This window comes from Paenibacillus sp. fava2, assembly GCF_058313675.1.
In genome coordinates this window covers 2,082,687-2,109,429 of sequence record NZ_CM177755.1, presented here as the reverse complement: position 1 = coordinate 2,109,429, position 26,743 = coordinate 2,082,687, and the positions used below count along the sequence as shown (strand labels likewise).

The following is a 26,743-nucleotide window of genomic DNA, read 5'->3' as shown; positions in this document are numbered from 1 at the left end:
AGGTAGCTCATCAGCTCATCACCTCATCAGCCCATCAGCCCATCAGCCCATTAACCAGTCACAGCAAAAAGCCGTATAACCTCAGTTATACGGCCCAGCCACACTCTAAAACCGCAAAAGCGGCTTATTTTCCCCCGGCCAGCTCTGCTTCCGTCTCCCCGGTTATAACTGAGACTATGCTCTCCCGCAGCACATCGGCACCCCGCGCCTGGAACGGATCGGCGTTCCAGATTACAGCATCGGCCAGATAGCCTTCGGCAATCCGTCCTAAATCATGGCCGCGTCCGAGGATTTCAGCCGCGCCGGAGGTAGCGGACTGCCACGCTTCTGCGCGGGTCAGGCCGTAGTCCAGCAGCGTGTCCAGCTCCTGCAGGTTATAGCCGTGCAGCGCCGGCGTGGCATAGTCTGTGCCGAAGCCGAAGCGTACGCCTGCGCTTCTGGCATAGCCGATGGCCCGGGAATGGGCCTCGGCTGCCCGTGCGGCACGGTCGCAGATGACCTGCGGCAGCCCCAGCACGCCGGCAGGATCTGCGGCAATCCGGTAGATTGAAGCGGTAGACACGTAGGCTGTGCGGGATTCAGCCAGCCGGCCGGCCTGATCCGCGGTCAGGAACATTCCGTGCTCGATCGATTCAACGCCTGCCCGGATCGACCAGTCAATGGTCACCCCGCCCCAGGTATGGACCAGCACCTTAATCTGATGGGCATGGGCATGGCGGACAATGAAATTGAACTCTTCCTCCGAGAACACAGGGTCCAGCACTTTCTCCGCAGGCGCACCAAGACCGCCGGTTGCCATTATCTTGACCCAGCCTGCTCCTGTGGCATAAATCTCGGCCAGCCTGCCTTCCAGGAACTTTGTTCCCAGCGCATCCGCCGAACCCAGCATTTCGCTGCTGGTCTCGACCCTGAGCGGGTGCCCATAGTTCCGGACCAGGCGGCGGATGGTCTGCGGCGTAATCCCGCCAGCATCCCGCGCGGTCGTTACACCGGTCCGCAAGGTGGCTCCAAACGCCGCCCCCTGCATGACCTCCACCTCAGCACTGCTGCGCTTCAGCTGGTCAGCATGGTCAAAGTCCGTCCAGGCCAGATGTGTATGCAGATCAATAATACCGGGGCTGATCCACAGATCAGCCTGCGGGATAGCAGCCCCTGCAGGCTGCGCCGGTTCCGGCTGTCCGGACTCTCCTGCCAGGAGCAATTCTCCGGAATATCCGGCCTGCCCCGCCGGTTCCTCCTGCACCGTTTCCTTCACCGACGTGAATCTGCCGTCTCTGATGGAAATGTCGTAACGTTTGCCTTCGATCCCCGCAATGCGGATTGCTGTATAATCAAGCGCCTCCGGATGTTTATTAAGCATGGGCATTCCCCCATGCTGCACGGACCGCCTGCAGCGCTGAAGCAGCGTCTTGTTCGAGCAGCTCAGCCAGTGTTACAACCGCTTTTTCCACACTGAGGAGGCTCGCATTTACGCCAAAATGATTGATCCGCAGCAGACGGCCGTTAAGCTCCCCGTCTCCGGGAGCCACGATGCCCACCGGCTGCGCAATTCTGAGGCGCTGATCCCCACCAATGCGGACGGTGGTCGTTAGCGTGGAATAATGCCTGCTGTCCTTCTGCCAAGGCTCAAGTCCAAGTGCCCTGATGCCGGCAATGGCTGAAGCAGCCGCAGCCCTATGTCGTGAGATGACCTGATCCAGCCCCTCCTCCTCAACCGCTGCCAGCGCTTCAATCAGCGCTCTGGCCTCAAGGGCCGGAATATTAGGCGGAACGCGCACCGGCTCTGCATCAGCCGGGGACGGCTTCAGATCCAGCAGTGACAGAATCGAATTGCGCGGCGCATTTGGATTGGACTCCAGGAACTCCCAGCCGCGCAGCGAGATACTGACCGCACTGACACCGTTAGGTCCGCCCAGCGCCTTTTGCGCTCCCACAGCGGCGAAGTCAACGCCCCATGCATCTGCCAGGAGCTCTTCACCGCCGACAGCCGAGACGGAATCCGTTACCGTAATCAGGTTGTGGGTGCGGGCAATGCTCAGGATTTCTTTTGCCGGATTAGAGCCTCCGGTGACTACCTCAGCCTGCACGAAGGAAATGGCATCCGGCTTAACCCGCTCAATGGCCGCGGCAACCTGCTCCGCCGGCACGACCTCATCGAACGGAACCTTTACTTCCACTACTCTTGCTCCGCCGCGCTCCAGCCACCCGCCGAACAGGCTGCCGTAAGGTCCGGTTACCACGTTAATAAATGTACGGCCCGGTGCAGAAATCCCTGCAGCCACAGCCTCGATTCCCAGAATGGCCTCACCCGGAATGATGACCGGGGGATGTTCCGTTGACAGCAGCCGGGCGAACTGGCTGGTCAACGTGCTGAATTCAGCGCGTGTCAGCGGCACATATCCTTTATGTTCTTGGTTCATGTAGTCCTCCTGATGTTTTCATAGTCGGCATTTGGGGAACCGCAGACAGCAGCTCACGGCTGTAAGCTGCTTCCGGACGGCTAAAGAACCTGTCCTTCGGGCTGACCTCAACCAGCTTCCCCTGCCGCATGACGGCAACCTTATCGCTTACTGCATGTATAACACCCAGATCATGGGAAATAAACAGCATCGTCAGATTTAGCTCTGACTTGAGAGTGCTCAGCAGCTCCAGCACACTTAGCTGCACGGATACATCCAAGGCACTCGTCGGCTCATCGGCAATCAGCAGGCTGGGCTCAACGCTTAACGCACGGGCAATGGCAATCCGCTGGCGCTGGCCGCCCGAGAATTCATGCGGATATTTATCCAGCGCTTTTCCCTCGAGGCTCACACGCTCCAACAGCTGCCTGGATCGCTTTTCCACCTCCGCACGGCCTACGATCTTGTGGAACAGAAGCGCTTCAGCCAGAATCTGCCGGATGGAATGCTTCGGATTCAGCGAGGCGTCGGGATTCTGGAAGATCATCTGGATCTTTTTGCGCTGCTCACGGGTCCGTTTCCCGGTGAGCGGCTCTGCATCCAGCAGCAGCTGCCCCTGATCCGGGATAATCAGCCCGGCAATCACCCGCGCGAGTGTGGATTTGCCTGAGCCGGATTCTCCGACAAGCCCAAGAGTGGTATGCTGCTGCACCTCAAGCCGGACATTGTCCAGCGCCGTAAATCCGCCATACCGGACCGTCACATCGTTAACCTGCAGGCTCAAGTCCATAAAGCAGCGCCCCCTTCAGGTGCAAGCTCCGGCACAGGCAGCACCGAGTTGATCAGCATCTGTGTATACGGATTTTGCGGTTCCTGCAGAACACTTAGCGTACTGCCGTGCTCTACGATTTCACCTTTTTTCATAACGGCCAGCCTGGAGCACATCGCAGCGGCAACCGCCAGGTTATGAGTTACAAAAATCATCGCAAACCCAAGCTCCTGCTGCAGCCGGCCCACTGTCTCCATAATCTGCTTCTGCACCGTAACATCAAGCGCCGTGGTCGGCTCGTCACAGAGCAGAATGCCCGGCTTGCAGGCCAGAGCCATGGCAATGACGATCCGCTGGCACTGCCCGCCCGAGAGCTGGCCGGGATACCGGTCCGCCTTGCACAGCGAATCGGGCAACCCGAGCATATGCAGCAGCTCCAGCGCCGCAGCGCGCGAAGCTTTGCGGCTGAGCCGCTGCCTGTAATACACTACCTCCGCCACCTGCTTGACCACCGGACATAGCGGGTCCAGCGCTCCCCGCGGGTCCTGGAACACCATGGCGCTGTCCGCCGCACCCCGGATCACTCCGCCAGTCTGCTGCACACCGCGTGGTAACAGACCGAGCACCGCCCGCAGCGTAAGCGATTTGCCCGAGCCCGATTCGCCGACCAGGCCCAGACTCTCGCCCTGATGCAGCGAGAAGCTGACGTCCTTAACCAGCACTTCCTGCGATTTGGCAGTCAGTGTCAAGCCTTCTATTTCCAATACGGGTGTTGTAGCCATTATTTTTTCCTCCATAGATCTGCCAGTCCGTCGCCCACCAGCGACAAGGCAATCCCCGTGTAGACCACGGCGAAGCCGGGAACGGCCGAGAGCCACCAGGCTGTCGAGATAAAGGACTGTCCGTCCGCAATCATCGTTCCCCAGTCGGGAGTCGGCGGGGCAATACCAATGCCCAGATAGCCAAGCGTGACAATCGCCACCAGCAGGCCGACCATATCCGTCATCAGGACGACCACTGCCTGCGGCAGCACATTCGGCAGCAGATGCCGCAGAATAATGCGGGGGCCGGACAAGCCGAGCGTCCGGGCCGAAGCAATCCATTCCTGTTCACGGAACGATGCGCTAAGACCGCGGACCACCCGGGCGAACACTATCCAGCCGACGAGAATAAAAGTGATATAAATTCCGCGCTGGCCCGCGCCGCTGGCAAAGGCCACAATAATCACGATCAGGTAAAAAGGAAAAGCAATAAACGTATCGGTAATCAGAGTAATGACGTTATCGACCCATTTTCCGTAGTAGCCTGCCACCATTCCCAGAATAATCCCGGTACAAAACGGGATGATCTCCGCCAGTACCATAATGGTCAGATCCGTCCGGGCAGCGTAGATCAGTCTGGTGAACAGATCCCGCCCCAGCTGGTCAGTTCCAAGCCAGTGCTCGGCGGACGGCGGCTGCAGAAACGCGCTTAAATTCTGTTCAGTCGGGTCATAGGGGCTGATGTACGGAATGAAAATAGCCAGCAGGATCAGCACAGCGAACATGATGCCTCCTGCCAGCAGAGACGGGGTATTCAATATCCGGCGGAGCAATGAAGTCTTAGGTCCGTCCGTCTGCAGTTCAGGATAAAGGGTTGTCGTTTTCATCGTGTTCCTTTCGTCCGGGGATCAAGCCACTTGGCCAGAATCTCCACCAGCAGGCTGATAATCACCACAGAAACCGCACAATAGAGCGCAATTCCCTGGATGACCGGAAAATCCCGGTTGGAAATGGAAGTAAACAGCAGGCTGCCAATCCCCTTGATGCCGAACACCTGCTCAACGACCAGCGTACCGCCGATCAGATAAGAAATGTTGACACCCAGCAGCATCAGTGTCGGCAATGCCGAATTGCGCAGCACATGCTTGAACAGAATAACCCGGCCGGGAATGCGTGCAGCCCTCAGTGTAACTACGAAGTCGGACTCCAGCACCTCCAGCATCTGCGCCCTTAAAGAACGGACAAGCGTCGGGATTTGGGAAAAAGCGACCGTAACCGCCGGGAGTGTCAGGCTGTACAGCATGCCGGACCAGCCTTCGCCTACACCGCCGACAGGAAACCAGCCTAGCCGGACACTAAGCAGCATAATGAAAAGGATGCCAACCCAAAAGATTGGCATACCTAGAGTAATCGCAGGAAAAATACGGATCAGATGATCCGCCAGCTTGTCCTTATTCGTAGCCGCAACCGTAGCAAGCAGAAGGGCAATCACTACTGCAATGACACAGGCCATTGCAATCAGCAGCATGGTTACCGGAGCACGCTCGGCTATCAGCACCCGTGTTGAGGTTCCCGAGATAATGGAATTACCGGTATCGCCGGAGGTGAACAGCAGCTTCACGAACCGGATGAACTGCTCCCACAGCGGAAGATCCAGTCCGAGTGTATGATGCATGGCTGCGATAGCTTCCGGTGTGCTGTATTCACCCAGAATCATTTTTGCGGGATCACCGGGAACGATGCGGATCAGAAAAAAGACAGCGGTCATCACACAGAGGATAACGACAGCGGCTCTTATTAGAGCCGCCGTCAGCCATCTGTAGGACGTACGATTACCTGCTGCAGAACTTTGCAGCTTCCCCGGCATCATCATTGACCGATCCGCACATCTTCAAAGCGGACGCTGCCGTTAGGCAATACGGTAAGTCCCTCTACCGAAGAGCGGGCACCGATCAGGATGTCAGGGTAGTAAAGAGGAATGTACGGCACTTCATCAGCCAGCGTCTGCAGGAGCTTAGTGTAAATCTCTGCCCGGGCATCGCCGTCTGCTGTTTTTTGTCCTTCATACAGCAACTTGGTTACTTCATCATTGGTATAGTGCGTCCAGTACGATTTGCTGAAGCCTTCCGGATCGGTCTGGAAAGCCAGAATGGAGTTCGCTTCCGGAGAATCTGCCTGGCCGCTGTTCAGCATGGCAGCGAAATCATAGGCGAAGAACCGTTCACGGAAGGAAGCCAGCTCAATGGATTCAATCTCAATCTTGATGCCGATCGCCTGGCCTGCCGCCTGAATAATCTGCGCTTCCTGGGCTCTTGTGCTGTTGCCGGAGGCCACCAGCAGCTTGGTGCTGAAGCCGTTAGGGAAAGCGGATTTGGCCAGCTCTGCTTTGGCCGCTTCAACATCATAGTTCAACGCTTTAATGGTATCATTCGCATTGTAAGGAATGGTTGTCGGCAGCAGGGAGTTTGCCGCCCTTGCATAACCGAAGGTCAGCGCCTTGGTCAGGCCTTCACGGTCAAGCGCCAGCGCCAGCGCGCGGCGGACATGCACATCCTTGAAATGCTCATCCAGTGTATTAAAGAACAGCTGCTCCGTTACCCAGCTGCCGTTGGTTACTACAGCGGTATCAGCGCCGTTTTTCAACTCGTCAGCATTCTGCAGGGCAAGCGCTTCGATCGCGTTAACCTCTCCAGCCTTCAGCTGGTTAATCGCCTGGCTGTCGTCTTCGATCAGCTTATAGACCAGCTCATCGATCGCCGGCTTGCCTTCCTGCCAGTAGTTCGTGTTCTTGACGAACGTCACATCACCCGCAGGGTCCCAGGCTTCAATGGCGAACGGGCCGGTGCCGATTGGCTTTTTGAAGAATTCTTCCTCGGTAACCCCGCCGAAATCAGCCGGAATAATGCCGTTCGAGAAGTTGGACAGCTCGGAGATGAACGGTGTGTACGGCTCCTGGAGCTTAATCACCAGTGTCTTGTCATCCTGTGCAGTAACACTGTCCACCTTGGCTGCAATCGCCAGGGGACCGCCGACCTTCAGGTGACGCTCCAGCGAGAAGACAGCATCCTTGGCTGTAACCGCGTTGCCGTTAGAGAACTTCAGCCCGTCACGCAGCACAAAGGTATAGGTCAATCCGTCCTCACTGATCGTATGGGAGGCAGCCAGCCAGTCCACAATTTCCCCTTCACTGTTAAAAGCAACCAGGGACTCAAAGACTTTATCAATCGCAAACGCATTATTGGAGGTAATCTGATTATGCAAATCAAACGAGGTTACTGCAGCAGGCCGTCCATAGACAAAAGTCCCTCCCGCCGCCGGCTCGCTGGTGCTGTTGCCCGCATCCGCCGCCTGGCTAGCGCTTGGCTGAGCTGTCTCGCCGGAAGCAGCTGTATTGTTCTGTCCGGAGCAGCCGGCAATCACCGCCATTAATAGAACTGCCAGTGTTCCTGACCATAAAGTTTTCTTGATAGAAGCTGTGAATTGCATGTCTCAATCTCCCCTTCCTATAAACCTTATATGTTTAGTATGGATTGTATTATGGCCCATACTATCCCCCCTGTCAAACAAAATTCACATAATGCCAGAGCGGGTAAAACTATTATATCCAATACAGGAAATGAATCCGTTTTTATTATAGTAAACCGGCAAAATGTTTAGCGTAACCGCTTCCTTGCGGTCTTTAGATCAGCTTATGCGCAAACCATTTTTCTCCTCTGAACCGCCACAGAAAAACAGCCCCGCGGACGGCCCACTCGCTGTTCATCGCAATCCAGACCCCCAGTACACCGAAGCCGAGCACGATTCCCAGAACATAGCCAAAAACAACCCGGAACAGCCACATCGTCAGCATCGAGGTAATGGACGTGAACCGTGAATCCCCTGCTGCCCGCAGTGCCGACGGCAAAATAAAGCTGACCGCCCACAGCGGAACCTGGGCAATGGCATTGACCAGCAGTACTATAAACAAATCATCAATAATTTCCGGAGGCGGAGAAAAGATTGACACCAGCGGGTGAAACAGCGGCATCAGAATCAGGGCGATCAGGGCCAGAGAGCCCGAACCGATCCAAAGGAAGGCTTTGATGAACTTTCTGGCATCGGCGACATTTCCCCTCCCGATACTCTGGCCGACAACCGTCACAATGGTCAGCGACAGCGCACTGGCCGGTATCTGGAACACCATGGCTAATGAGCCGGCTATCGCATTGGTTGCGATGGCATACGTACCCAGGCTCACAATGAAGATCTGGGTCAGCAGCTTGCCGCCGTTAAAAAACATCTGCTCCGCCGCAAACGGTACACCGATGAACATAATTTTGCGCAGCATGCTGAGCGGAATATGGAGCAGGTCGCGGGCACGTACGCGCAGAGCGGTGTCGATTTTGAACAGATAGACAAGGGCACAGATCATCCCTGTATACCGCGCAATATTGACCGCCAGCGTCATGCCCAGTACACCCATGTCCAGCAGATTTATAAAAATAATGTTCAAGAGTACATACAACAGGTTCATGATCAGCGACAGCATCAGGGAAGCCCGCGTCCGGCCTACGCCCCGCAGCGCACCGCATACAGCCTGAACCACGGCAATCCCCAGATAGGAGATGCTGCTGCCGATCATATAAATCCGGGCATTGTCCAGCACATCGGCGGAGGCAGACCCGAACAGAAGATTCAATATCGGCGAGTGGAAGCCCATGAGCAGAAGACCGATGCCCACAGCGATCAGCGACACCGAAGTAACGGAGCCCGCAGCAGCCTGTGACACCATGCGGTCATTTCCGCTGCCTTTATACTGTGCAACCACCACCGTACCTCCGGTCGCAATCGCCACAAATACGTTGATCAGAAAAATATTCAGTGAATCCACCATATTCACCGCACTGACCGCCGCCATTCCGGACGAACTGATCATCGCTGTATTTACGAGATTTAGCCCGATGATGAAAGCCTGATCAATCAGGATTGGGAGAAACAGGGCGATAATCTGCCGGTAATCCATCCCTTCCCCGGAAAGGTGTTTCTCCAGCCATTTTTTGTTTGGCATTCGAGCCTGAAGCTGCATAAATAGATCACATTCTTTTCTGTAGGATTAGAGTGCGCGAAATACATTCCTTCCAGTTTACTACAAATTCTGACTTTCGTCTGTTATCAGGGTGATAACCGGTATTTACCACAGGCACCTTCTATGTGAAAAAAGCAATAACCCGCAGGCATATGCCTCGCAGGTTATTGCTTGGATACTTTGATATGACAGGCGCACTCCATTGCCTGCAGCCGTGCTTTTACCTGAATAAGGCCTTACAGCCCCACTTCCCCACCCGGGTACAAGGTAGAGCTGTACAGCCGCTTTGGCTGCGGCAGCGGCCGGCCCGGATGGACCGCTGTAAGAGGAAGCGGCTCGCCGGCATAAACTGCGGCCAGTTCATCCGTATAGATGATAACCTGCTCCGTGCCGCTGCCGAGCAGATCCCCGTGCACGGCATAACCCTGCTCGGCGAACTGTGCAACCCTGTTCATCTTCCCGTCATAAAGCGCCGGCAGCACGCCTCCCCCGCGCCGGTACGCCAAAATGTAATCCGGCGCATTCTTCCAGAAGCTGCTGACCGCATCCACGATCGTCAGCCAGCCGTCTGTAGTACGCTCCTCTTTCCACAGCTCCTTGCCGTTCTGATCCAGCAGGAACATAGCGTCTTTTCCCTTAAGGCCTTTGCCGTCATCCTCGCGGACCATGCGGTCAAGTCCGGCAATCTGCAGTCCCGGCAGCTCAGGGCAAAAGCGTCCAAGCGCCAGATGCTGGGATTCAATGGAGCCCTCGTACCGCCACAGCTCCTGCCCTTCCCGGTTATACATTACCGTAACACTTCCCCCGACCACCAGCTCGGGAAGGCCGTCGCCGTTCACGTCCCCGACCCAGAGGCAATCCGCATGATCGTCAAGATCACGGCAGCTCCATTTCAGCTTTCCGTCAGCATCCAGCAGATCGTATCCGGCCATGACCTCATCGCGTCCGTCACCGTCCAGATCATACACCCACGGATAATGGCCCACATTGCCTTCATGAGTCCATAGAAGCTGAAGGTTTTTGTCCAGCGCCCACAGCCGGTGATAGCGGTCTTTGAGGATAATGTCGGAAGGGTGCGCGTTACCGCTCAGGTTGGCAATAATGATGCAGTCATGGGCTTCAGCAGACGGAAGTTTATGGACTGCCTTTACTTTTCCCGTTGCCCCTTCCAGGATCTGCAGCTTATCGTCCATGACGCACAGCACCTCAAGCGCACCGTCACCGTCAATATCATAAACTTGGGCCGGATAATCCGAGCCCTGGCTGCCAGCTCCCTCATCCGGCTTCCCCGTCTGCCACAGCAGCCGACCGTCCAGATCAAAAGCGGTCAGGCACTGCACCTGATGCGGAATATATCTTACATCCTGGCGGTTATCGGGCTGAACCAGCAGCAGCTCAGCCCTGCCGTCCCCGTCCAGATCCCCCAGCAGCATTTTGCATCTTGGCCCGGCAGCCGAGATATCGATCCCGGCCAGCCGGTGCAAGGCTTGATCGCCTTCAGCCGGACTGCCCGCTTTATTCACATTATTCACAGTAGCTCCTCCTTGTCTCCCGTCCTGTGCTCAGCCTAAATCCACCGTCTGCCCCCCGGGCACCTCTACTATTTTTCCGTCAACATCAAGCCAGACTGCTGAAGCGTTCGGATTGTATACAAAATCCCGGCTTGCCGAAAAGATCAGATTCCGGCAGGCCTTCATATAATGGACAAACTCCAGATTAGTGGCGTACCAGATGTCATCCCGTCCGCCTGCCATGGCGCAGAATTGCTCCATCAGCTCCCAGTTATCATCATTGTCGAATTCATAGCTGTGGCCCCACACATACATCAGATAAAGGTACTGCCGTTTAAACAGTCCGAGGAAATTCTCCGTGTGCTCAAGCAGATTCCGGTTGTGATGGCAGGTCGCCGGCCATTCATGCCAGTCTTCCGGGAGACCGAAGCCGCCGGTGCTCTGCACGGTCCGGGCATACTCAATGCCCAGATGCGGCAGCAGCTTTTTGATCTCGGCGGTATATGACCCGTTCGGGTATGACATCCCGCGGACCGGCTGATGCAGCAGCGCCTCAAGCGCCTTACGGTCCTCCATAATCTCCTCAACGATGAATTCCTGCGGACAGCGGGCCATCGTCGGGTGCCGCCGCGTGTGGGCGCTGACTTCATGACCTTTATACAGCTGAGGCAGCTCCTCCGCTGTAATCCGGTCCCCTTCTCCCAGCAGGCCGGAATTTATGTGAAAGGTTCCTTTAATTCCATATTTGTTAAACAGGCCGACCAGCCGCTCATCGGCCCGTCTGCCGTCATCATAGCTCATGGTCAGCGCCTTGTGCCGGCCTTGCGGATAGCAGTAATACACTCCGGGCATTGCTGTTACGCCTCCTTGGATATTGATAGTTTTTCGCCCATTTGGCCGCATCGGCCGAATTCAAGGGCATTTTTGCCCTTCATTTCGCCCATTTGGCCGCATCTGCCGAATTCAAGGGCATTTATGCCCTTCATTTCGTCCATTTAGCTGCATCAGCCGAATTCAAGGGCATTTTTACCCTTCATTCAGGCCATTTGGCCGCATCTGCCGAATTCAAGGGCATTTATGCCCTTCATTTCGCCCAGTTGGCCGCGCACGCCGAATTCAAGGGCATTTTTGCCTTTCATTTCGCCCATTTGGCCGCATCAGCCGAATTCAAGGGCATTTTTGCCTTTCATTTCGCCCAGTTGGCCGCATCAGCCGAATTCAAGGGCATTTATGCCCTTCATTCCGTCCATTTAGCTGCATCTGCCGAATTCAAGGGCATTTATGCCCTTCATTTCGCCCAGTTGGCCGCGTCCGCCGAATTCAAGGGCATTTATGCCCTTCATTCCGGCCATTTGGCCGCGTCCGCCCAATTCAAGGGCATTTTTGCCTTTCATTTCGCCCATTTGGCTGCCCACGCCGAATTCAAGGGCATTTTTGCCCTTCATTTCGCCCATTTGGCCGCATCAGCCGAATTCAAGGGCATTTATGCCCTTCATTCCGGCCATTTGGCCGCGTCCGCCGAATTCAAGGGCATTTATGCCCTTCATTTCGCCCATTTGGCCGCATCAGCCGAATTCAAGGGCATTTATGCCCTTCATTTCGCCCAGTTGGCCGCGCACGCCGAATTCAAGGGCATTTATGCCTTTCGTTACTTACAATGCGCCCGCTTCCGGCGGCTTCCGATCCTTTCAGGGCGCATACACAATCAGATCACTGTACTCTGCAATCAGCGGCGCCATCTGGCGGAAGCCGATCCGGCCGCCGGCCAGCAGCGGACCATAGGCCGAGCCGTCATCGGTCCACTGCAGCAGCGGCAGTCCATTGATGGCGAACGTAACTGCAGCGCCCTGCTTCACTACCAGCATCTCGTAAGCTGAGGTCATATCGGCCACATCCGGCAGCGGGTCAGCCCCCTGCGCGACGAGATGAAAGCCGTAGCTTTTGCGCAGGTTACAGGTGTGAAAGGAACGCTCCTCCTCCCACATCCGCCGGAAATAGGAGATATGGAAAGCATTCATCTCCCCGTGATGATACTGATCGTATTCCCCTGTCCTTGCCCGTAGTGACGGGTCGAACAGATCCTTACCTCCGGCACCGGCGGCAGCGAAGAACAGAATGGCCAGCCCCGGCTCCCGCAGCGGCCGGAATGTCCACGACACTGCCAGGTCCCCCGGAAAAACCTCAGGGCACCAGAACACAACATTTGCCTTCTGCCCCTCCGAAGCAGCCCGGGTGCTCTCCAGCCGCAGCCGGCCCATCGGAAAGGTTACGGCCCCATCCCCCTCCATCCGGAATCCGGCCGTTTGCTCCGGGCCCGCCAGCGTATTGCGGTAGATCTCCCGCCACTGCTCCGGGATCAGCGCCGCATTCTGCTGTGCTGTCATGCTTCCGCCCCCTTCACGGATTCCCGCTCCGGCAAGGCTTCTGCAATCAGCTCCAGGGCAATGATCGTATTGAGCGACCATTGGGAGGCTTCGTTCGTATTCATCCAGCCGATTTCATTCAGCTCTTCCATGTAAGTGACCAGCGTCTGCTCTTCCTGCAGATGGACGGCTCCGAACGGATTCTCTAGCAGGATGTTCCAGCAGCGGTCAGCCGTTGCCCGGTCATCCTTGTACCAGGCCCCGTAAGCAGCAATGGCGACACTCAGCACAGGATGCTCGAACCGCAGCCTGCCTGTAATCGCCCCTCCGGCAATAACGTTCTTTTCTTCCTCCGGCAGGTTATAGAACACCCCAAACTCTGCAAGCATATCCTCCCACTCCGGGTCCTCCAGCATCATGGCCAGCTCAAACCACACCTGCGGCCCGCCCATGCAGATTGCCAGATGACGGCCCCAGTTATCATCGCCCATCGGGCTGAGGATGCCGGTCTTCGGATCATAGCCGTAGGTTGGACCGGAGATCAGCCGCAGATTGGCTGCTTTGATGCAGTCTATCCCCGTCAATATTTTGTCGCGGTAAGCCGTCTCCTCGTACCGTTCCCACCTCGTCATCCAGTTGGAGCTGAACGCAGCCCAGTCCGGGCCAACCCGCACATGTGTCGGAAATTCATCCTTGGGAAAATAAGCCCGCATCGGGTCCAGTGTCACGGTCGTATAGTCGGCATCCTTCACACTGTCCATGATGTCGCCGGTCCGCTCATCGCCGGTAAGATAATAGTAATAGCGGTGCAGTCCGGCCATCGCGATCCGCGCTTCCTTGCAGCCGCAGCCCCAGTGCACGACATTATGCCGCGAGCCGAGGCCTGCATACTCCCCGAAATGGTACACATCCACCTCGCTGGTATGCCGGGTCATTGCCTCAGCCATACGGAAAATGTCTGCCCGCCCGGTTCGCAAAAAGCTCACCCAAAGCCACATATTTGGCACCAGCTCCGCATTCTGCCAGGCACAGCCGCCGAGGTCATAGTTCCAGACATGGCGCACGGGATCATAGCTGTGCATGAAATCGCCGTAATCCCACAGGCCGTACCATTTGCGCTGCTCTACCTCCGCCTGGTAAAAGGAAATAATTCCGTCCAGCCGCTCCTCCAGATAAGCCTTAGCCGGTGTGCTCCGGTCGGGCAGACTCCAAAGGCCAAACGCCCGGCTGCGGTGATAATACTCCGGTTCACAAACGAGCAGGGGGGGGTGGTCGGCCTCAAGCTGCATCCGCTGCAAACCGGCCGGATCCGGCGTTCCTGAAGTGCACCACAGGGTCAGCTCATTGGTGTTGGCTATACCATACGGGGTAGCCCGCAGCTCCTCTGCACCTTCATAGGAGGATTCCACATGCGTCTTGGTGTCATAGTGGCGCAGATCCATGGCCGGCACCTCCGGCGACCAGAACCAGACGGTCAGCGCAGCCTCGTCACCGGAAAGGCCGCTGAGCTCAAGGCTAGATGGGCACTTCCGCCAGAAGTCCTTCACTCCGGCAGCCAGCCCGCCGCACTCTGAGCCGACATAGCCAAGCCCTCCGGCACGCCGCCCTTCCGCTCCCTTGATCCAGACACAGTCCGGACCGGTACGCTTATGAACTGCATAATGCTCGGAGGAATCCTGAACGAGACGGAAGCTGTCCCACACTGCCGAATCCCGCAGCAGCCCGGTGAAATAAGCATCCTCCTCCGGGTCAAACTGCAGTCTGCGGCCCTCCAGCTGGGCCGCGAACAGCTCCGCATATTTGCCTTTGGTCCTGCGGGTATGGAGCGTCTTGGGTGATTCGTTGAAGCTGCCTTCACTGCCTGTGAACCGGATATGGCGGTTATACAGCGGGCCGCTGAGCGGCACCTTGAACGAGATACCCAGCCCTTTAATGAAGTCCTGATGCGGATTACCGTCATAATGGAAGGTATGCACCAGCCGGACCTTCTCAAGCCCGGCATAGAAATACAGCCGCAGCGTGTAGGGAATCCACTCCCCGGCGCCGCTGCGGCTGCGGTGTCTTCCCTCCAGGCGGATAACGGCGCGCAGCGGCCCCGCTTCCTCCAGGGCAGCCTGCCGGGTCTCCCCGGTGAACCGTTCCTGCCGCAGCGTAAGCGCACCGCTAAGCATATCCCGCTGCTCCCGGACACAGACCAGCTCGCTTCCGCAGCATACCAGATGCTCTGTCTCTGCATTACAATCCTTTATATCTCCGGAATATCCGGAATTACCATCCGGCCTTCCCTGCTCTGCCTTACTGATATCCTCTGCCGGTCCCCTGCGGATGATCCGCGAGACCAGCTCCGCACCGCGCTTTTCCACGGTACATACAATAGCGCCAGTGTCCACAACGAAGGCAGCCTCTGTATCTTGAACAGATACCTTTGCTGCGTACTGAACCTCCTGCGGCTTCGCAGACCGCTCTATCACGTACTCTTCCGCGCTGCCCTCCGGGCAGACCGCAGAATGCAACGACCATTTAATGCTGCCGTCCGGCCAATAAGCGGCCGGACGGCTTTGCAGCGGCAGACGGGAATTGCCGTCTTGGCTGCCAAGATAAAGTGCAGAGAGTCCTTCGCGGTTCAGCTCTCCTCTGGTCCAGGGAACTCCCCAGGTAACTCCCGCAGCCGCTGCGGGTTGATTCAGCCAGTGTAATCGGATCGGCAAGGCTGAGGACAAAGCTGTCATCTCCTTTTGGGCGCATCACACAGCAGGCGGTACAGGCGCAGGAAGGCGGCCTTCAGGCATATTCCGGCTTCCGGTGCGCACCCTTACCGGGTTCCCGCATCCTTCTCCCCTTCATGCCGGCTAAGCTCACGGTAGCGTGTGGGTGTGATGTCCTCCTGTTTTTTGAATATCCGGTTAAAATAGCTCTGCTGATAGCCGACCTGCAGCGCAACATCGTTCATTTTCAGATCGGTGTCGCGCAGCAGCTCCTTCGCTTTTTCGATTCTGAGCCCGGTTAAATAATCAATAAAATTCTGTCCGGTAACCCGCTTGAAGGATTTGCTGAGCAGGAACGGACTGGTCCCCGTATAATCTGCACAGCTGTCCAGCGAGATATTGTCCATATAGTGCTCCTGAATGTACAGCATGGCCTGGTCAATCGTCCGCCGGATTCCGGCGTCGGAACGCTCAGACAGCTCCTTCAGGAAGGGCGAGACCACATGATCGCGGAACCAGGGCAGGATCATGCCCGGCTCATGGATCTGTGACAGGCTGGCATACAGGTTCCTGCCCTTGAACAGCTGGTTCGGCGCAATCCCTGCTTCCAGCACCGCATGCTGTACTGCACCGAGCAGATGCAGCATGCCCTGCTGCACATCAATTACCTTGGCGCCGTCAGCGGACAGCGTGGCGAGGAATTCCTCCAGCAGCCGGTCTGCCTCCTCCGCCTCGCCGGTGCGCAGCGCCTGAATCAGTCCGCGTTCCAGAGCGAACGAATACTGCGGCATATGGGCTCCCTCTCCTTCCCGCTCCAGTTGCTCCAGGCTGACCACCTGGTTGCCGCCCCCGTATCTGCGGTGGCTTGCTGCCTGCTTGGCCGCTTCAAAGGACCGCGGAATCGCGGAGATGCTGTCGATCGGCGCACTGTAGGCCACGGTAGCCTGCAGCTTCAGCATCCGGTTAATCGTGGCAGCCAGCTCTTCGCCGAACGCCTGCACCCTTCCCGTCTCCGGGCCGCCTCCAGGCCCGATCAGCAGAATGCCTGCTGTAAGATTGTGCAGATTGACTGTCTCGGCGCGCTCGAAATGCTCAGCCGCCAGTTCCCCGATGATGTTCACCGCCGCAAAGGACACCAGACTCTCGTCGCCGCTGCGGAACTTACCCTCCAGGCTGGAGATGCCGGTAAGCTGAATGTACAGCACTACAAAGACGCAGTCCTCCACCTCCCACTTATACTGCTTCATCCGGCTCTGCAGCTCCTGTTCGGAAAAAGCATATAAATAGCCCTGGAACAGCTGGTGGAGAAAGCTGCGCTGCACATGCGGCAGCTGCTCCGAAAGCGTATACTGCAGGGCATTCTGCTGCCCGTGCAGATTCTGCCAGTGCCGCTCAATCAGTGTTACCTCATCCTCCCGGCCTTCACAGACAACATGCTCAGGGAGCAGCGTCTGCAGCAGGCGGCGGAAGGGGGAATAGATTTTACGGGAAGCGATCCACGACAGGACAGCAGCGAGCAGCAGAGCGCTCAGGCTGACCATGATAATGGTCCGGGAAAGCTCCACCACGGGAGAGGTTATGCTGGAAATAGGCGAAGCCGATACATACAGCCATTCACTGGCAATCCGGGAAAAATCGCCGTAAGTCACCGCATAGGTAACTCCGTTCCAGTCGTACAGAAACGACGTACTGTCTCCGCTGCCCCTTGCCTCAATTGCCGCCTGCAGCGAGTTGACAAATGGCGTGGCGGCACCGTCAGTACCGCTCCCGGAGATGAACAGACCGCCCGATTTTCGCAGCATATAGACTTCTCCACTGTTGTACGGGGTCATGGTCCGCAGCATATCTGAGACCCTCTGTGTATCCATCCGCAGCAGCAATACCCCGAACGGCTCAAGGCTGCCGCCGGGAATATGATGCACAAGTGTCAGTTCTTTTTGCTGAGGCTTGGCCGGATCAAAAGCCTGCTCTGTCCAGTAGGTGCTTTGCTCGGTCTTCATCAGCTTTTCGTAAACGGCAGCTCCGCTGGAAGTGACCGTACCGTACTCCGTGTTAAACAGCACCGGACGGTCTCCGGCCAGATAAAGCTCCACCTGACGGGCCATGGAATTGGAGCCCTGCATGACCACCAGCGTCTTGGTGATGTCCCAGGCCCGCTCGTGGTTCATGGTAAAGTCCATATTCTTCAGGCTGTAGTCAAATTTGGGATCAAAAGCCCAGTGGGCCAGCATCAGCTCCAGATTGGACAGCTGGTCATCAATGTTGGCGGCACGCTGCTCGATCTGCCGGTTATGCATATCGAGCAGCTCCTCCTCCAGACTTCCGCCTGCCATCCAATACACAAGTAGTCCTATAATCAGGCCGGGAATGGACGAGACGATCAGCACAATAATCAGATTATTGCGGTAATACCGGCCTTTACGGCCCGCCCATATCCGCTTGTAGCCTTTGCGTTTCATTGCTGTTATTGTATTCTCCATGTGTATTCACCAGCCGAATTCATAGTTTTGCATTGCAGCCTTGCGGCGTTAATGAGGCTACTTACGGCCGGTGCATGGAGCGTGGCCGGACGCTATTTAGCCGTTTTTGCGTACAACTCGTTCATTTCTTTTACCAGCTCGTCCCCGCCTGTCTTCCGCCATACATCAAAGGCTGCCTTCAGGCCGGCCTCGTCAATTTGTCCGACAATAAACTTGATGCGCGCATCGTTGATGACATTATCAAGCTGTGAGCCTTTTTGCGTATATACGGTAGAAATCAGCGCTTCAGCAGGGTTTACAACAATGGTTGCTTTATTATCTTCCTGCACCTTAGTCTGCTTGTCCCGCAGCGGGGTCTGCTTAATCTGCTTCGCATCCTTCGCATTCTCATCAGGAATATAAGGGATCATCTGGTTAAGCCCTTCCACTTCCGATTCCAGCAGGACGGTGTCAGTTGAACGTTCGACAAAACCATCCACCAGGTTGTAATGAACACCCTCAAGCCCATATCCCAGCAGCGTCTGCAGATCCCCGTCGTTCACCTTATCCAGGAAGGCCAGCACACGCTTCAGCTCATCCTCGGTTTTGACGGAGGATTTCGGAATTGCCAGCATACCGGAGAAACCGGAGGTCGGGAGTGTATGAAGCTGTCCGTCCGCCCCTGTAACGCCGCCCATAACATCCATGTAGTGACGGTCAGGCTCGTCCTTACTTTCTTTCTGGAGTGCAGCATGGATCTTGTCGTCAATACGGGCCGCAGTGTCCACTACATCGACAATAACGCCGGCCTGGTTGTTTACAACCGGATCATTCCATTTGGAGCTGTCCATAACCGCGAAGTCGGAGTTAATCAGCTTCTCGTCGTACAGCTTTTTCATAAATTCAAGCGCTTCCAAATATTCAGGATATTCATGCTCAGGAACGAGCTTGCCATCCTGCACACCCCATCTGTTCGGGGAGCCGAACCACAGCTTGATCGTATCGAAGCCGCTGGCCCATCCGCCTGTCCACTTCACCATTACCATACCGTAGGTGTCATCCTTGCCGTTGCCGTCCGGATCCTGCTCCTTAAACGCTTTCAGCATATTATAGAATTCATCCACGGTCTGCGGATTCTCAAGCCCCAGCTTCTCCAGCCAGTCTTTGCGGAATACGACACCGTTGCGGCCCAACGCCCGGCCTCTGTAAATCCCGTAGTTTTTGCCGTCAATGGCCGAGTTGTTCAAAATAACCGGGTTGGCCTTGCTCAGGTTAGGATAATCCTTCAGGTAAGGTCCTACCTCCCAGAAAGCGCCTGATCTTGCTGCATTCACAAAGCTTGAAGCCTTAACATCGCCTACATAAATAATATCGGGGAGCTTGCCTGAAGCAAGCGTAATGTTGAATTTATCGGTATAGGAGGCATTCGGCACCCATTCAAAATGGATGTTCGTATTGGTCAGCTCCTCCAGCTTGGCCGCAACCGGGCTGTCATCCTTCGGATAATTCGTTTTAAAAATCGGCAGCATCAGCGTCAGATCCAGCGGTTTCTCTGCTTCTGCTCCCGCTGTTGTTTCAGGCTTGGCCGTTCCATCACTGCCTGCAGCCCCGTTTGTTCCTGCTGCATTATTTGTTCCGCCGTTATTTCCGCAGCCTGACATCACACTTACAATCATAATTGTTGACAGTAGCGTAAACAACCGCTTTTTGAATTTAATGGAACTCTTTCCTGTTGAACGTTGATTTTTCATAATGATCCTCCCTTTATTTGTTGGCATAACATCTTTACCTTTTTTAACCTTTAACCGAACCCAGCATCACCCCTTTGGCGAAATGTTTTTGCAGAAACGGATAGACGCACATAATCGGTAGTGTACCGACCACGATAACTGCCATCTTGATCGACTGCTCCGGCGGCTGTACAAAATTCGGGTCCATCGAGCTTAAATCGCCGGCTGCCGACTGGGACAGCATAACGATCTGGCGCAGCATCACCTGCAGCGGCCACTTGGACGGATCATTGATATATAGCAGCGCAGAGAAGAAGTTGTTCCAGTGTCCGACCGCATAAAATAGAGTAAAGGTCGCAAGCACCGGCTTCGAGAGCGGCAGTACAATTTTCCACAGCAGACCCAGCTCGCTGCAGCCGTCGATCCGCGCCGCCTCCTCCATTTCAACCGGAAGCTCCTGGAAGAAGTTTTTGACGATAATCAGATTGAAGGCGCTGATCGCCCCCGGCAGAATCAAGGCATTCAAGGTATCCAGCAGGTGGAGGTCACGGATAACCAGATAAGTGGGAATCATACCGCCCCCGAACAGCATGGTGAAAATAACGAGATTAAGGATCAGATTGCGGCCCATCAGATAGCGTTTGGCCATCGGATATGCCATGGTTACCGTAAAGAACAGATTAACAATAGTTCCGATTACCGTTATATATAACGACACCCCAATGCTTCGTACAATCGTATCTGTAGAAAAGATGAATTTGTAAGCATCAAAAGAGATCGTTGTCGGAATCAGAAAGACCGCACGCTTTGTGATTTCCGCTTCCGTGGCGAACGAACCGGCGACCACAAACAGGAACGGCAGGATGGCCGCGATTCCGATAATTCCAAGTATTAAATAGTTGAATACGTCAAAAGTAACCTCTCCGGCGCTTCGATATTGCTTCTTAACCACGCACGCAGCCTCCCTCTTTAATAAAGTCCCGATTCGCCGAACTTCTTGGCGAGCCAGTTGGTACCGAGTACCAGTACAACACCGATGACCGACTTGAACAGCCCGACCGCCGTACTGTAGCTGAATGCCCCCTGGGTAATCCCGAGTGCATACACATAGGTGTCGAACACCTCGGCTACTTCACGGTTAAGCGCATTCATCATCAGATAAATCTGCTCAAAGCCGTTGTCCAGAATGGTACCCATCCGCAGAATCAGCAGAATAACAATGGTACTGCGGATAGCCGGCAACGTGATATGCCAGATTTGCCGCCAGCGGCTAGCCCCGTCCATCACTGCTGCTTCATATTGCTCCACATCAACACCGGCCAGCGCAGCGAGGAAAATGATTGTCCCCCAGCCGCATTCCTTCCAGATTGTCTGCAGGATAATCATCGGCCTGAACCAGTTCGGGTCGGCCAGGAAGTCTATTTTGCTTCCTGTAGCTGTGTACAGGAATTCATTGACTGCCCCGCCCTGAGTTGTCAGGAATACATAGGAGATACTCGCGACAATAACCATAGAAATGAAATGGGGTACATAGATCAGCGTCTGGATTGTCCTTTTATAGAAGGACAACCTGATTTCATTCAGCAGCAGCGCAAGGATAATCGGTGCCGGAAAAAAGAACACCAGATTCAGAAGAGACAATACAAGCGTGTTGCGCAGCAGCATGAAAAAATCCGGATTCTGGAAAAACGTGCGGAAATGCTCCAAACCCACCCATTCGCTTTTCCAGAAGCCCAGAAAAGGCTGAAAATCTTTGAAAGCGAGCAGTACTCCCCACATTGGCACGTATTTGAACAGCAGAAAATACAGGATTCCCGGGGTCAGCAGGATATAGAGCCATTTGTCTCGTTTCAGGCGTCTAAAGAAAAGCTCCCGTCTGCTGCGGTAATTTGAAGCAGCATGTATTTCAGCTGTTCCGATTGCCGCTCCTTGCTTCATTACATTCACCTCCGATTGAATAGGCAGCCCCGTCTTGCTTTCAGGGGGCTACGGTTCCCATTATGTCGGCGGCAGATTTTTCCGGCAATCGGACTTTTTGGATTGCCCTGCATCAGCCCCGGTACAATCCGCTTCAAAAAAGTGCAAAGCCGGCAAAACTTTACTATTGCCGGTCCGACAGGCAGCAACTATGATGCCGGAAGATCAATTCCCTCATTATAATCTCCTGGAGGTATGCTTAGTGAAGCATAAATTGTATTACGGCGCCGCATGGTACCCCGAGCTGTGGGAGGAGGCTGAGCGGCTGGCCGATCTTGAGCTCATGAAGGAAACCGGGATCAATCTGGTCCGCATGGGCGAGTTCATCTGGTCAGAGCTGGAGCCGGAGGAGGATATTATCGATGTCCGCCCGTTTGCCGAGCATATCCGGCAGCTGCATGATCACGGTATTGACACCATTATGTGTACCCCGACGGCGACACCACCGGTCTGGCTGACGCACGGACACCCGGAGCGGCTGTTCGTCCGGGCGGACGGGGCCGTTATGAGCCACGGGTCGCGTCAGCATATCTGCACGAACAACCCTTATTTCCGGCAGCGGGCCGCTATCATTGCCGGACATCTGGCCCGGGAGCTGGGCCGGCTGCCCGGTCTTGCCGCCTGGCAGCTCGACAACGAATTCAAAGCACATGTGGCTGAATGCATGTGCGGTACCTGTAAGGGGCTGTGGCATAAATGGCTGGAGCAGCGCTACGGGAGCATAGACCGGCTGAATGAGGCCTGGGGAACCGCGGTCTGGAGCCATACCTACCAGGCCTTTGATCAGGTACCTCAGCCGGTGGCTACCCCCTTCCTGCATAACTCCTCACTGGTCACGATGTACCGGCTGTTCCAGATGGAAAAAATCGCTGAATTTGCGGCAGAGCAGGCAACTATTCTTCGCCAATACTCGGATGTTCCCATCACTCATAACAGCAGCGTTGCTTTTCATCTGGATAATGAGCAGCTGTACCATGAGCTGGATTTCGCGTCTTATGACACGTATGCCTCCCAGGCCAACCGGCACGCTTATCTGCTGAACTGTGATCTGTGGCGCAATTTCAAGCCCGGCCGGGATTTCTGGCTGCTTGAGACAAGCCCCGCATACGCCGGATCTCTTACGAGCTACGGACAGCCGCATCCGGACGGCTATCTTACGGCCGAAGCTGTGTCTGCCTATGCGCTTGGAGCCGGAGCTTTCTGCTACTGGCTGTGGCGGCAGCAGCGTTCCGGCAGCGAGCAGACGCATAGCTCCATCCTCAGTGCCTGGGGTGACCCGGCGCTCGGCTACGATAATGTGCGGGCCGCTTCGCAGGCCCGGCTGGCTATCGAGCCGCATATGCTGGATACCCGGCCGGTACAGGCTGAGGTGGCCATCACCTATTCAGACCGGACCAAAGCTTATCTGGCCACCGAGCCACACAAGCAGCTGAACTACCGCTCCCTGCTCGGCGATTTCTATAAGCGGATCGTGGACATGGGCATCCACCGCGATCTGGTGCCCGAAGGCGGGGACCTTAGCGGCTATAAGCTGCTGTTCACTCCCTTTGTGCATTATCTGTCGCCCGGATTTATGGAGAGGGCCTTGGCGTTCGCCGAAGCCGGCGGCATCTGGATCGCCGGCCCGCTGAGCGGGGGCCGCACGGCCGAACACACCCTGCATACCGATGCTGCTCTAGGTGAGCTAGAGCGCTATGCAGGCGTGCATACCAAATACGTCTATCCGATGGAGGGAACCGGCAGCATCGGGAAGGCCTTTGGCCTGTCCGCGCCGCTGTCCTTATGGAGCGCGGTGTTTGAGCCGCTGCCCGGCGGAGCTTCTGTGATCGGCGAGATCACGGAAGGCCGGACGCCGGGCCAGGCCTTTGTCACAGAGCAGCCTTATGGCCGCGGGGCCATCGTCATGCTCGGCTCTTTGCCGACCGGCGAGGACGGCGATCAGCAGCTGCGCGCGCTGATCGGGCATTACGCCGGCCGGGCCGGGGTGACGCTGCGCAGCGATGTCACCGCAGGCACGGTTGTGTGCCCGCGGCGCGGCAGCAGCGGCGAGCTGTGGACCGTCGTGAACATGGACGGTCTCGGGGGCACTGTTACCCTGCCGCGCAGCGGGCAGGATGCTCTGGCCGGCGGAGCTGTGCCGGCCGGCCCGCTGACACTCGGGCCGTATGAATACCGGCTCATCGCGCTGGAGGACTAAGGGCGCGGCGCTATATCGCGAATCATTCGGGAGCGGGTAATGCTGCAATAACCCCGGTGCACGGAATCCGGCACATCCGGCACATCGAATTGGGGATGTGCGTGTTGGCCGTACATGAATGGGTGCTCCCGTTTGATCGCACATGCTTGCCGTCATACACTCGTCACACACTCGTCCTACCTATGTCGCACATACTTGGTCGTACATGCTCGTGCTCGTCGCGCTCAGTTGAGTTGGCTCCACATCCCTGCCACACCCGTTAAATCGCAAAAAAAGCAGTACGCAGCCGGATTTACTCCGCTGCATACTGCTTTTTAAATGTTGTAAGTATTGCTTAAGGGTTGATTCCGCTTATTAGCAAGCTGCGTAGGCCACTTAACCCTGCCATAAATACTTAGTTACTCAACTGTCCCACTCATGAGCATACGTCTGCCCGCACACCCTCATACTTACTGCTGCCTACTCGCATACTTTCGCACTTATGGCTCCCCGAACTAGTTGGATTTTCGCCACTTAATTCCACCATTTATTAAACATTTCAATAATTAGGTGGATAAACCGCATCTATTTCTGTCCATTAAGCCACTTTAGCGTAGATACAGTAGAACTAAGTGTCGTTTTTCCAACTAACAACCTTATTCAGGGGAATTGGAGCAGAAATAGATGGCGATTATCCACTTAGCTTGCTCAGGCCTCCCCTGTAGACCACTCCGCCAACCAACTATTCTACATAGCTGCACTTTATACAACTAAAACAGCCCTTTTGGCACGGAAAACACATAATAAGTGTATTCCATACAATTAAAATGTCCGCATAACCCCACTTTAGGCCGATACGGGCAGATATAGCTGCACAGAATACACTTATATGGCGGGATGGCAGGAATGTACCGTTTTTAATTGTACAAACTGCAGTTAAAAGGTCTTCTGCTTTAAGCGGCTAAGCAACGTCTCCGTCAATAGCTCTTAATCGCTCTACACACCATTACGACAGCTATGCTGAAGCGAAGCTTCCACCCCACACTCCCCCGCTATTAATCCAGATCCGCACCATTCGAAGCAATCGCCTTCTGGTACCAGTAGAAGCTTTTCTTCTTGAACCGGTTCAGCGTACCATTGCCCTCATCGTCCTGATCCACATAGATCACGCCGTAACGCTTGGACATTTCCGAGGTCGAGGCGCTGATAATATCAATCGCCCCCCAGCTGGTGTAGCCCATCACGTCAACGCCGTCCATGACCGCTTCCTTAACCTGAGTTATGTGCTTGCGCAGGTAGTCGATCCGGTAGTCGTCGTTGATTGAACCGTCTTCTTCAACTTTATCCTTAGCCCCAAGACCATTCTCAACAACGAACAGCGGAAGCTGGTAACGGTCGTACAGTTCTTTGAGCACAATACGCAGGCCGATCGGATCAAGCTGCCAGCCCCACTCGGTCACCTGCAGATTCGGATTCTTCACCGTACTGAACAGGTTTCCGCCGGTCACGCCGTATTTCTCCGGATCCACTGTAGAGATTAGCGAGGTATAGTAGCTGAAGGAGATAAAATCTACCGTATGCTCACGCAGCAGCTGCTCGTCTCCCGGCTCAACAACCAGATTGATATTATTTTCGGCAAAATACCGCTTCACAAACGGAGGATAACTGCCCCGCGCCTGCACATCGGTATGCAGCAGATTGAGCTGGTTGTCCACCTGTGCCTGATGTACATCTTCGGGGCTGCTGGTTGCCGGATAGTGAATCATGCGCGCCAGCATACAGCCGATGCGGAAGTCCGGATTGATCTCGCGGCCTTTTTTCGTTGCCAGACTGCTGGCCACGAACTGGTGATGCAGCGCCTGGTAAGACGCTTCACGGATATTATCGACTGTATCTTCAACCACCCCGCCGCCGGTGAACGGTTCAATGACGGTCGTGTTGATCTCATTAAAGGTAAGCCAGTACTTAACCTTATCCTTGTAGCGGGTCATCACCGTCTCTGCATACTTTTCATAGAATCCAATCACCTTACGGTTTCTCCAGCCGCCATAATTCAGCACCAGTGACATCGGCATTTCATAGTGGGACATGGTAACCAGCGGCTCAATCCCGTACTTGTGCATCTCGTCGAACATATCGTCATAGAACTGCAGCCCTTTTTCGTTCGGCTCAGCATCATCCCCATTAGGGAAAATCCGCGCCCAGTTAATCGACATCCGGAACACTTTGAAGCCCAGCTCGCCGAACAGAGCGATATCTTCCTTATAACGGTGGTAAAAATCAATCCCGTAACGCTTCGGATACCCCTCAGCCGTAGTATGCTGCATTGCCCGCTGAATGGATTCGCTGGTGACATGCATCAGCTCTTTCAGATTGGTATAATCCTTTTTCTTAAAATAAGGCACCATATCCGCGGTGGACAGCCCTTTGCCGTCGGCATCAAAAGCACCTTCCGCCTGATTGGCTGCGATCGCGCCGCCCCACAAAAAACCTTCCGGAAACCCTTGCTGTATGCTCAATGTGCTCATCTCCTTGGTTGTTATATAGATTGAACTGGTGAATTTTTCATTTTGGGATTAGCCGTGACTCCAGGAATATTTGGACTTCCGGCCGCTGTTATGTTTGGATTTCCTGATTTAAACCGCTGAACGCGGTAGAAATCCAAACATAAAGGCGGACGCTCCGCTCCTACAGTTCCAAAATTCCTTCCGCCACTTCCCCCTTAATTTAAGTTTTCAAGTTCAATCTATATCATATTTTTTTGTAAAAAGTGCTCTGTATCTGCTGCGCCTGCAAATCCATCCTCGGTTAAGTACTACAAAATTGAT

Annotated in this window: 18 protein-coding genes; 1 reads left to right on the top strand and 17 read right to left on the bottom strand. The window is 55.3% G+C overall.

Annotated elements, in window-relative coordinates; translation table 11 throughout:
• Positions 1-124: 124 nt before the first annotated feature.
• From AC4G46_RS08795 to AC4G46_RS08720, 16 genes are all read right to left on the bottom strand, one after another.
• Positions 125-1,360, bottom strand: a complete 1,236-nt coding sequence (locus AC4G46_RS08795; RefSeq protein WP_491127597.1) for an amidohydrolase family protein — start codon at positions 1,358-1,360, stop codon at positions 125-127.
• Entirely contained in the window at positions 1,353-2,420 is a 1,068-nt protein-coding gene (locus AC4G46_RS08790; protein ID WP_491127596.1) for an aminotransferase class V-fold PLP-dependent enzyme, read from the bottom strand. The genes AC4G46_RS08795 and AC4G46_RS08790 overlap by 8 nt, the downstream gene beginning before the upstream one ends.
• On the bottom strand, positions 2,404-3,189 hold the full coding sequence (locus tag AC4G46_RS08785; RefSeq protein WP_491127595.1) for an ABC transporter ATP-binding protein: 786 nt from the start codon (positions 3,187-3,189) through the stop codon (positions 2,404-2,406). The genes AC4G46_RS08790 and AC4G46_RS08785 overlap by 17 nt, the downstream gene beginning before the upstream one ends.
• Entirely contained in the window at positions 3,180-3,950 is a 771-nt protein-coding gene (locus AC4G46_RS08780; protein ID WP_491127594.1) for an ABC transporter ATP-binding protein, read from the bottom strand. The genes AC4G46_RS08785 and AC4G46_RS08780 overlap by 10 nt, the downstream gene beginning before the upstream one ends.
• Complete coding sequence (locus AC4G46_RS08775) at positions 3,950-4,816, bottom strand: ABC transporter permease (protein WP_491127593.1); 867 nt, start codon at positions 4,814-4,816, stop codon at positions 3,950-3,952. Before AC4G46_RS08775 ends, AC4G46_RS08780 begins: the two co-directional genes overlap by 1 nt.
• The gene (locus AC4G46_RS08770; protein WP_491127592.1) at positions 4,813-5,802 is read right to left on the bottom strand and encodes an ABC transporter permease; all 990 of its coding nucleotides are present in this window, start codon (positions 5,800-5,802) and stop codon (positions 4,813-4,815) included. Before AC4G46_RS08770 ends, AC4G46_RS08775 begins: the two co-directional genes overlap by 4 nt.
• Positions 5,799-7,415, bottom strand: coding sequence for an ABC transporter substrate-binding protein (locus AC4G46_RS08765; RefSeq protein WP_491127591.1), 1,617 nt, complete (start codon positions 7,413-7,415; stop codon positions 5,799-5,801). Before AC4G46_RS08765 ends, AC4G46_RS08770 begins: the two co-directional genes overlap by 4 nt.
• A 193-nt stretch (positions 7,416-7,608) precedes the next feature.
• Entirely contained in the window at positions 7,609-8,976 is a 1,368-nt protein-coding gene (locus AC4G46_RS08760; RefSeq protein WP_491127590.1) for an MATE family efflux transporter, read from the bottom strand.
• A 254-nt stretch (positions 8,977-9,230) separates the two neighbouring features.
• The gene (locus AC4G46_RS08755) at positions 9,231-10,427 is read right to left on the bottom strand and encodes a hypothetical protein (RefSeq protein WP_491128828.1); all 1,197 of its coding nucleotides are present in this window, start codon (positions 10,425-10,427) and stop codon (positions 9,231-9,233) included.
• 129 nt (positions 10,428-10,556) lie between these two features.
• Positions 10,557-11,357: a polysaccharide deacetylase family protein gene (locus AC4G46_RS08750; protein ID WP_491127589.1), complete on the bottom strand. Its 801-nt coding sequence runs from the start codon at positions 11,355-11,357 to the stop codon at positions 10,557-10,559.
• 836 nt (positions 11,358-12,193) lie between these two features.
• Positions 12,194-12,889, bottom strand: a complete 696-nt coding sequence (locus AC4G46_RS08745; RefSeq protein ID WP_491127588.1) for a DUF1961 family protein — start codon at positions 12,887-12,889, stop codon at positions 12,194-12,196.
• Entirely contained in the window at positions 12,886-15,597 is a 2,712-nt protein-coding gene (locus AC4G46_RS08740) for an exo-rhamnogalacturonan lyase family protein (protein ID WP_491127587.1), read from the bottom strand. Before AC4G46_RS08740 ends, AC4G46_RS08745 begins: the two co-directional genes overlap by 4 nt.
• Before the next feature lie 83 nt (positions 15,598-15,680).
• Entirely contained in the window at positions 15,681-18,053 is a 2,373-nt protein-coding gene (locus tag AC4G46_RS08735) for a helix-turn-helix domain-containing protein (RefSeq protein ID WP_491127586.1), read from the bottom strand.
• Between the two features lie 92 nt (positions 18,054-18,145).
• Positions 18,146-19,708 (bottom strand): extracellular solute-binding protein, encoded by a 1,563-nt coding sequence (locus tag AC4G46_RS08730; RefSeq protein WP_491127585.1) that lies wholly within the window; start codon positions 19,706-19,708, stop codon positions 18,146-18,148.
• Between the two features lie 118 nt (positions 19,709-19,826).
• Positions 19,827-20,714 (bottom strand): carbohydrate ABC transporter permease, encoded by an 888-nt coding sequence (locus tag AC4G46_RS08725; RefSeq protein ID WP_277471660.1) that lies wholly within the window; start codon positions 20,712-20,714, stop codon positions 19,827-19,829.
• Positions 20,715-20,731: 17 nt separating this feature from the next.
• Positions 20,732-21,700, bottom strand: a complete 969-nt coding sequence (locus AC4G46_RS08720; protein ID WP_491127584.1) for an ABC transporter permease — start codon at positions 21,698-21,700, stop codon at positions 20,732-20,734.
• Positions 21,701-21,893: 193 nt separating this feature from the next.
• Between AC4G46_RS08720 and AC4G46_RS08715 the strand changes: the two genes are divergently transcribed.
• The gene (locus AC4G46_RS08715) at positions 21,894-23,936 is read left to right on the top strand and encodes a beta-galactosidase (RefSeq protein WP_491128827.1); all 2,043 of its coding nucleotides are present in this window, start codon (positions 21,894-21,896) and stop codon (positions 23,934-23,936) included.
• A 1,034-nt stretch (positions 23,937-24,970) separates the two neighbouring features.
• On the opposite strand, the gene AC4G46_RS08710 is transcribed toward AC4G46_RS08715, so the two are convergent.
• The gene (locus AC4G46_RS08710) at positions 24,971-26,443 is read right to left on the bottom strand and encodes a glycoside hydrolase family 1 protein (protein WP_491127583.1); all 1,473 of its coding nucleotides are present in this window, start codon (positions 26,441-26,443) and stop codon (positions 24,971-24,973) included.
• Between the last annotated feature and the right edge of the window lie 300 nt (positions 26,444-26,743).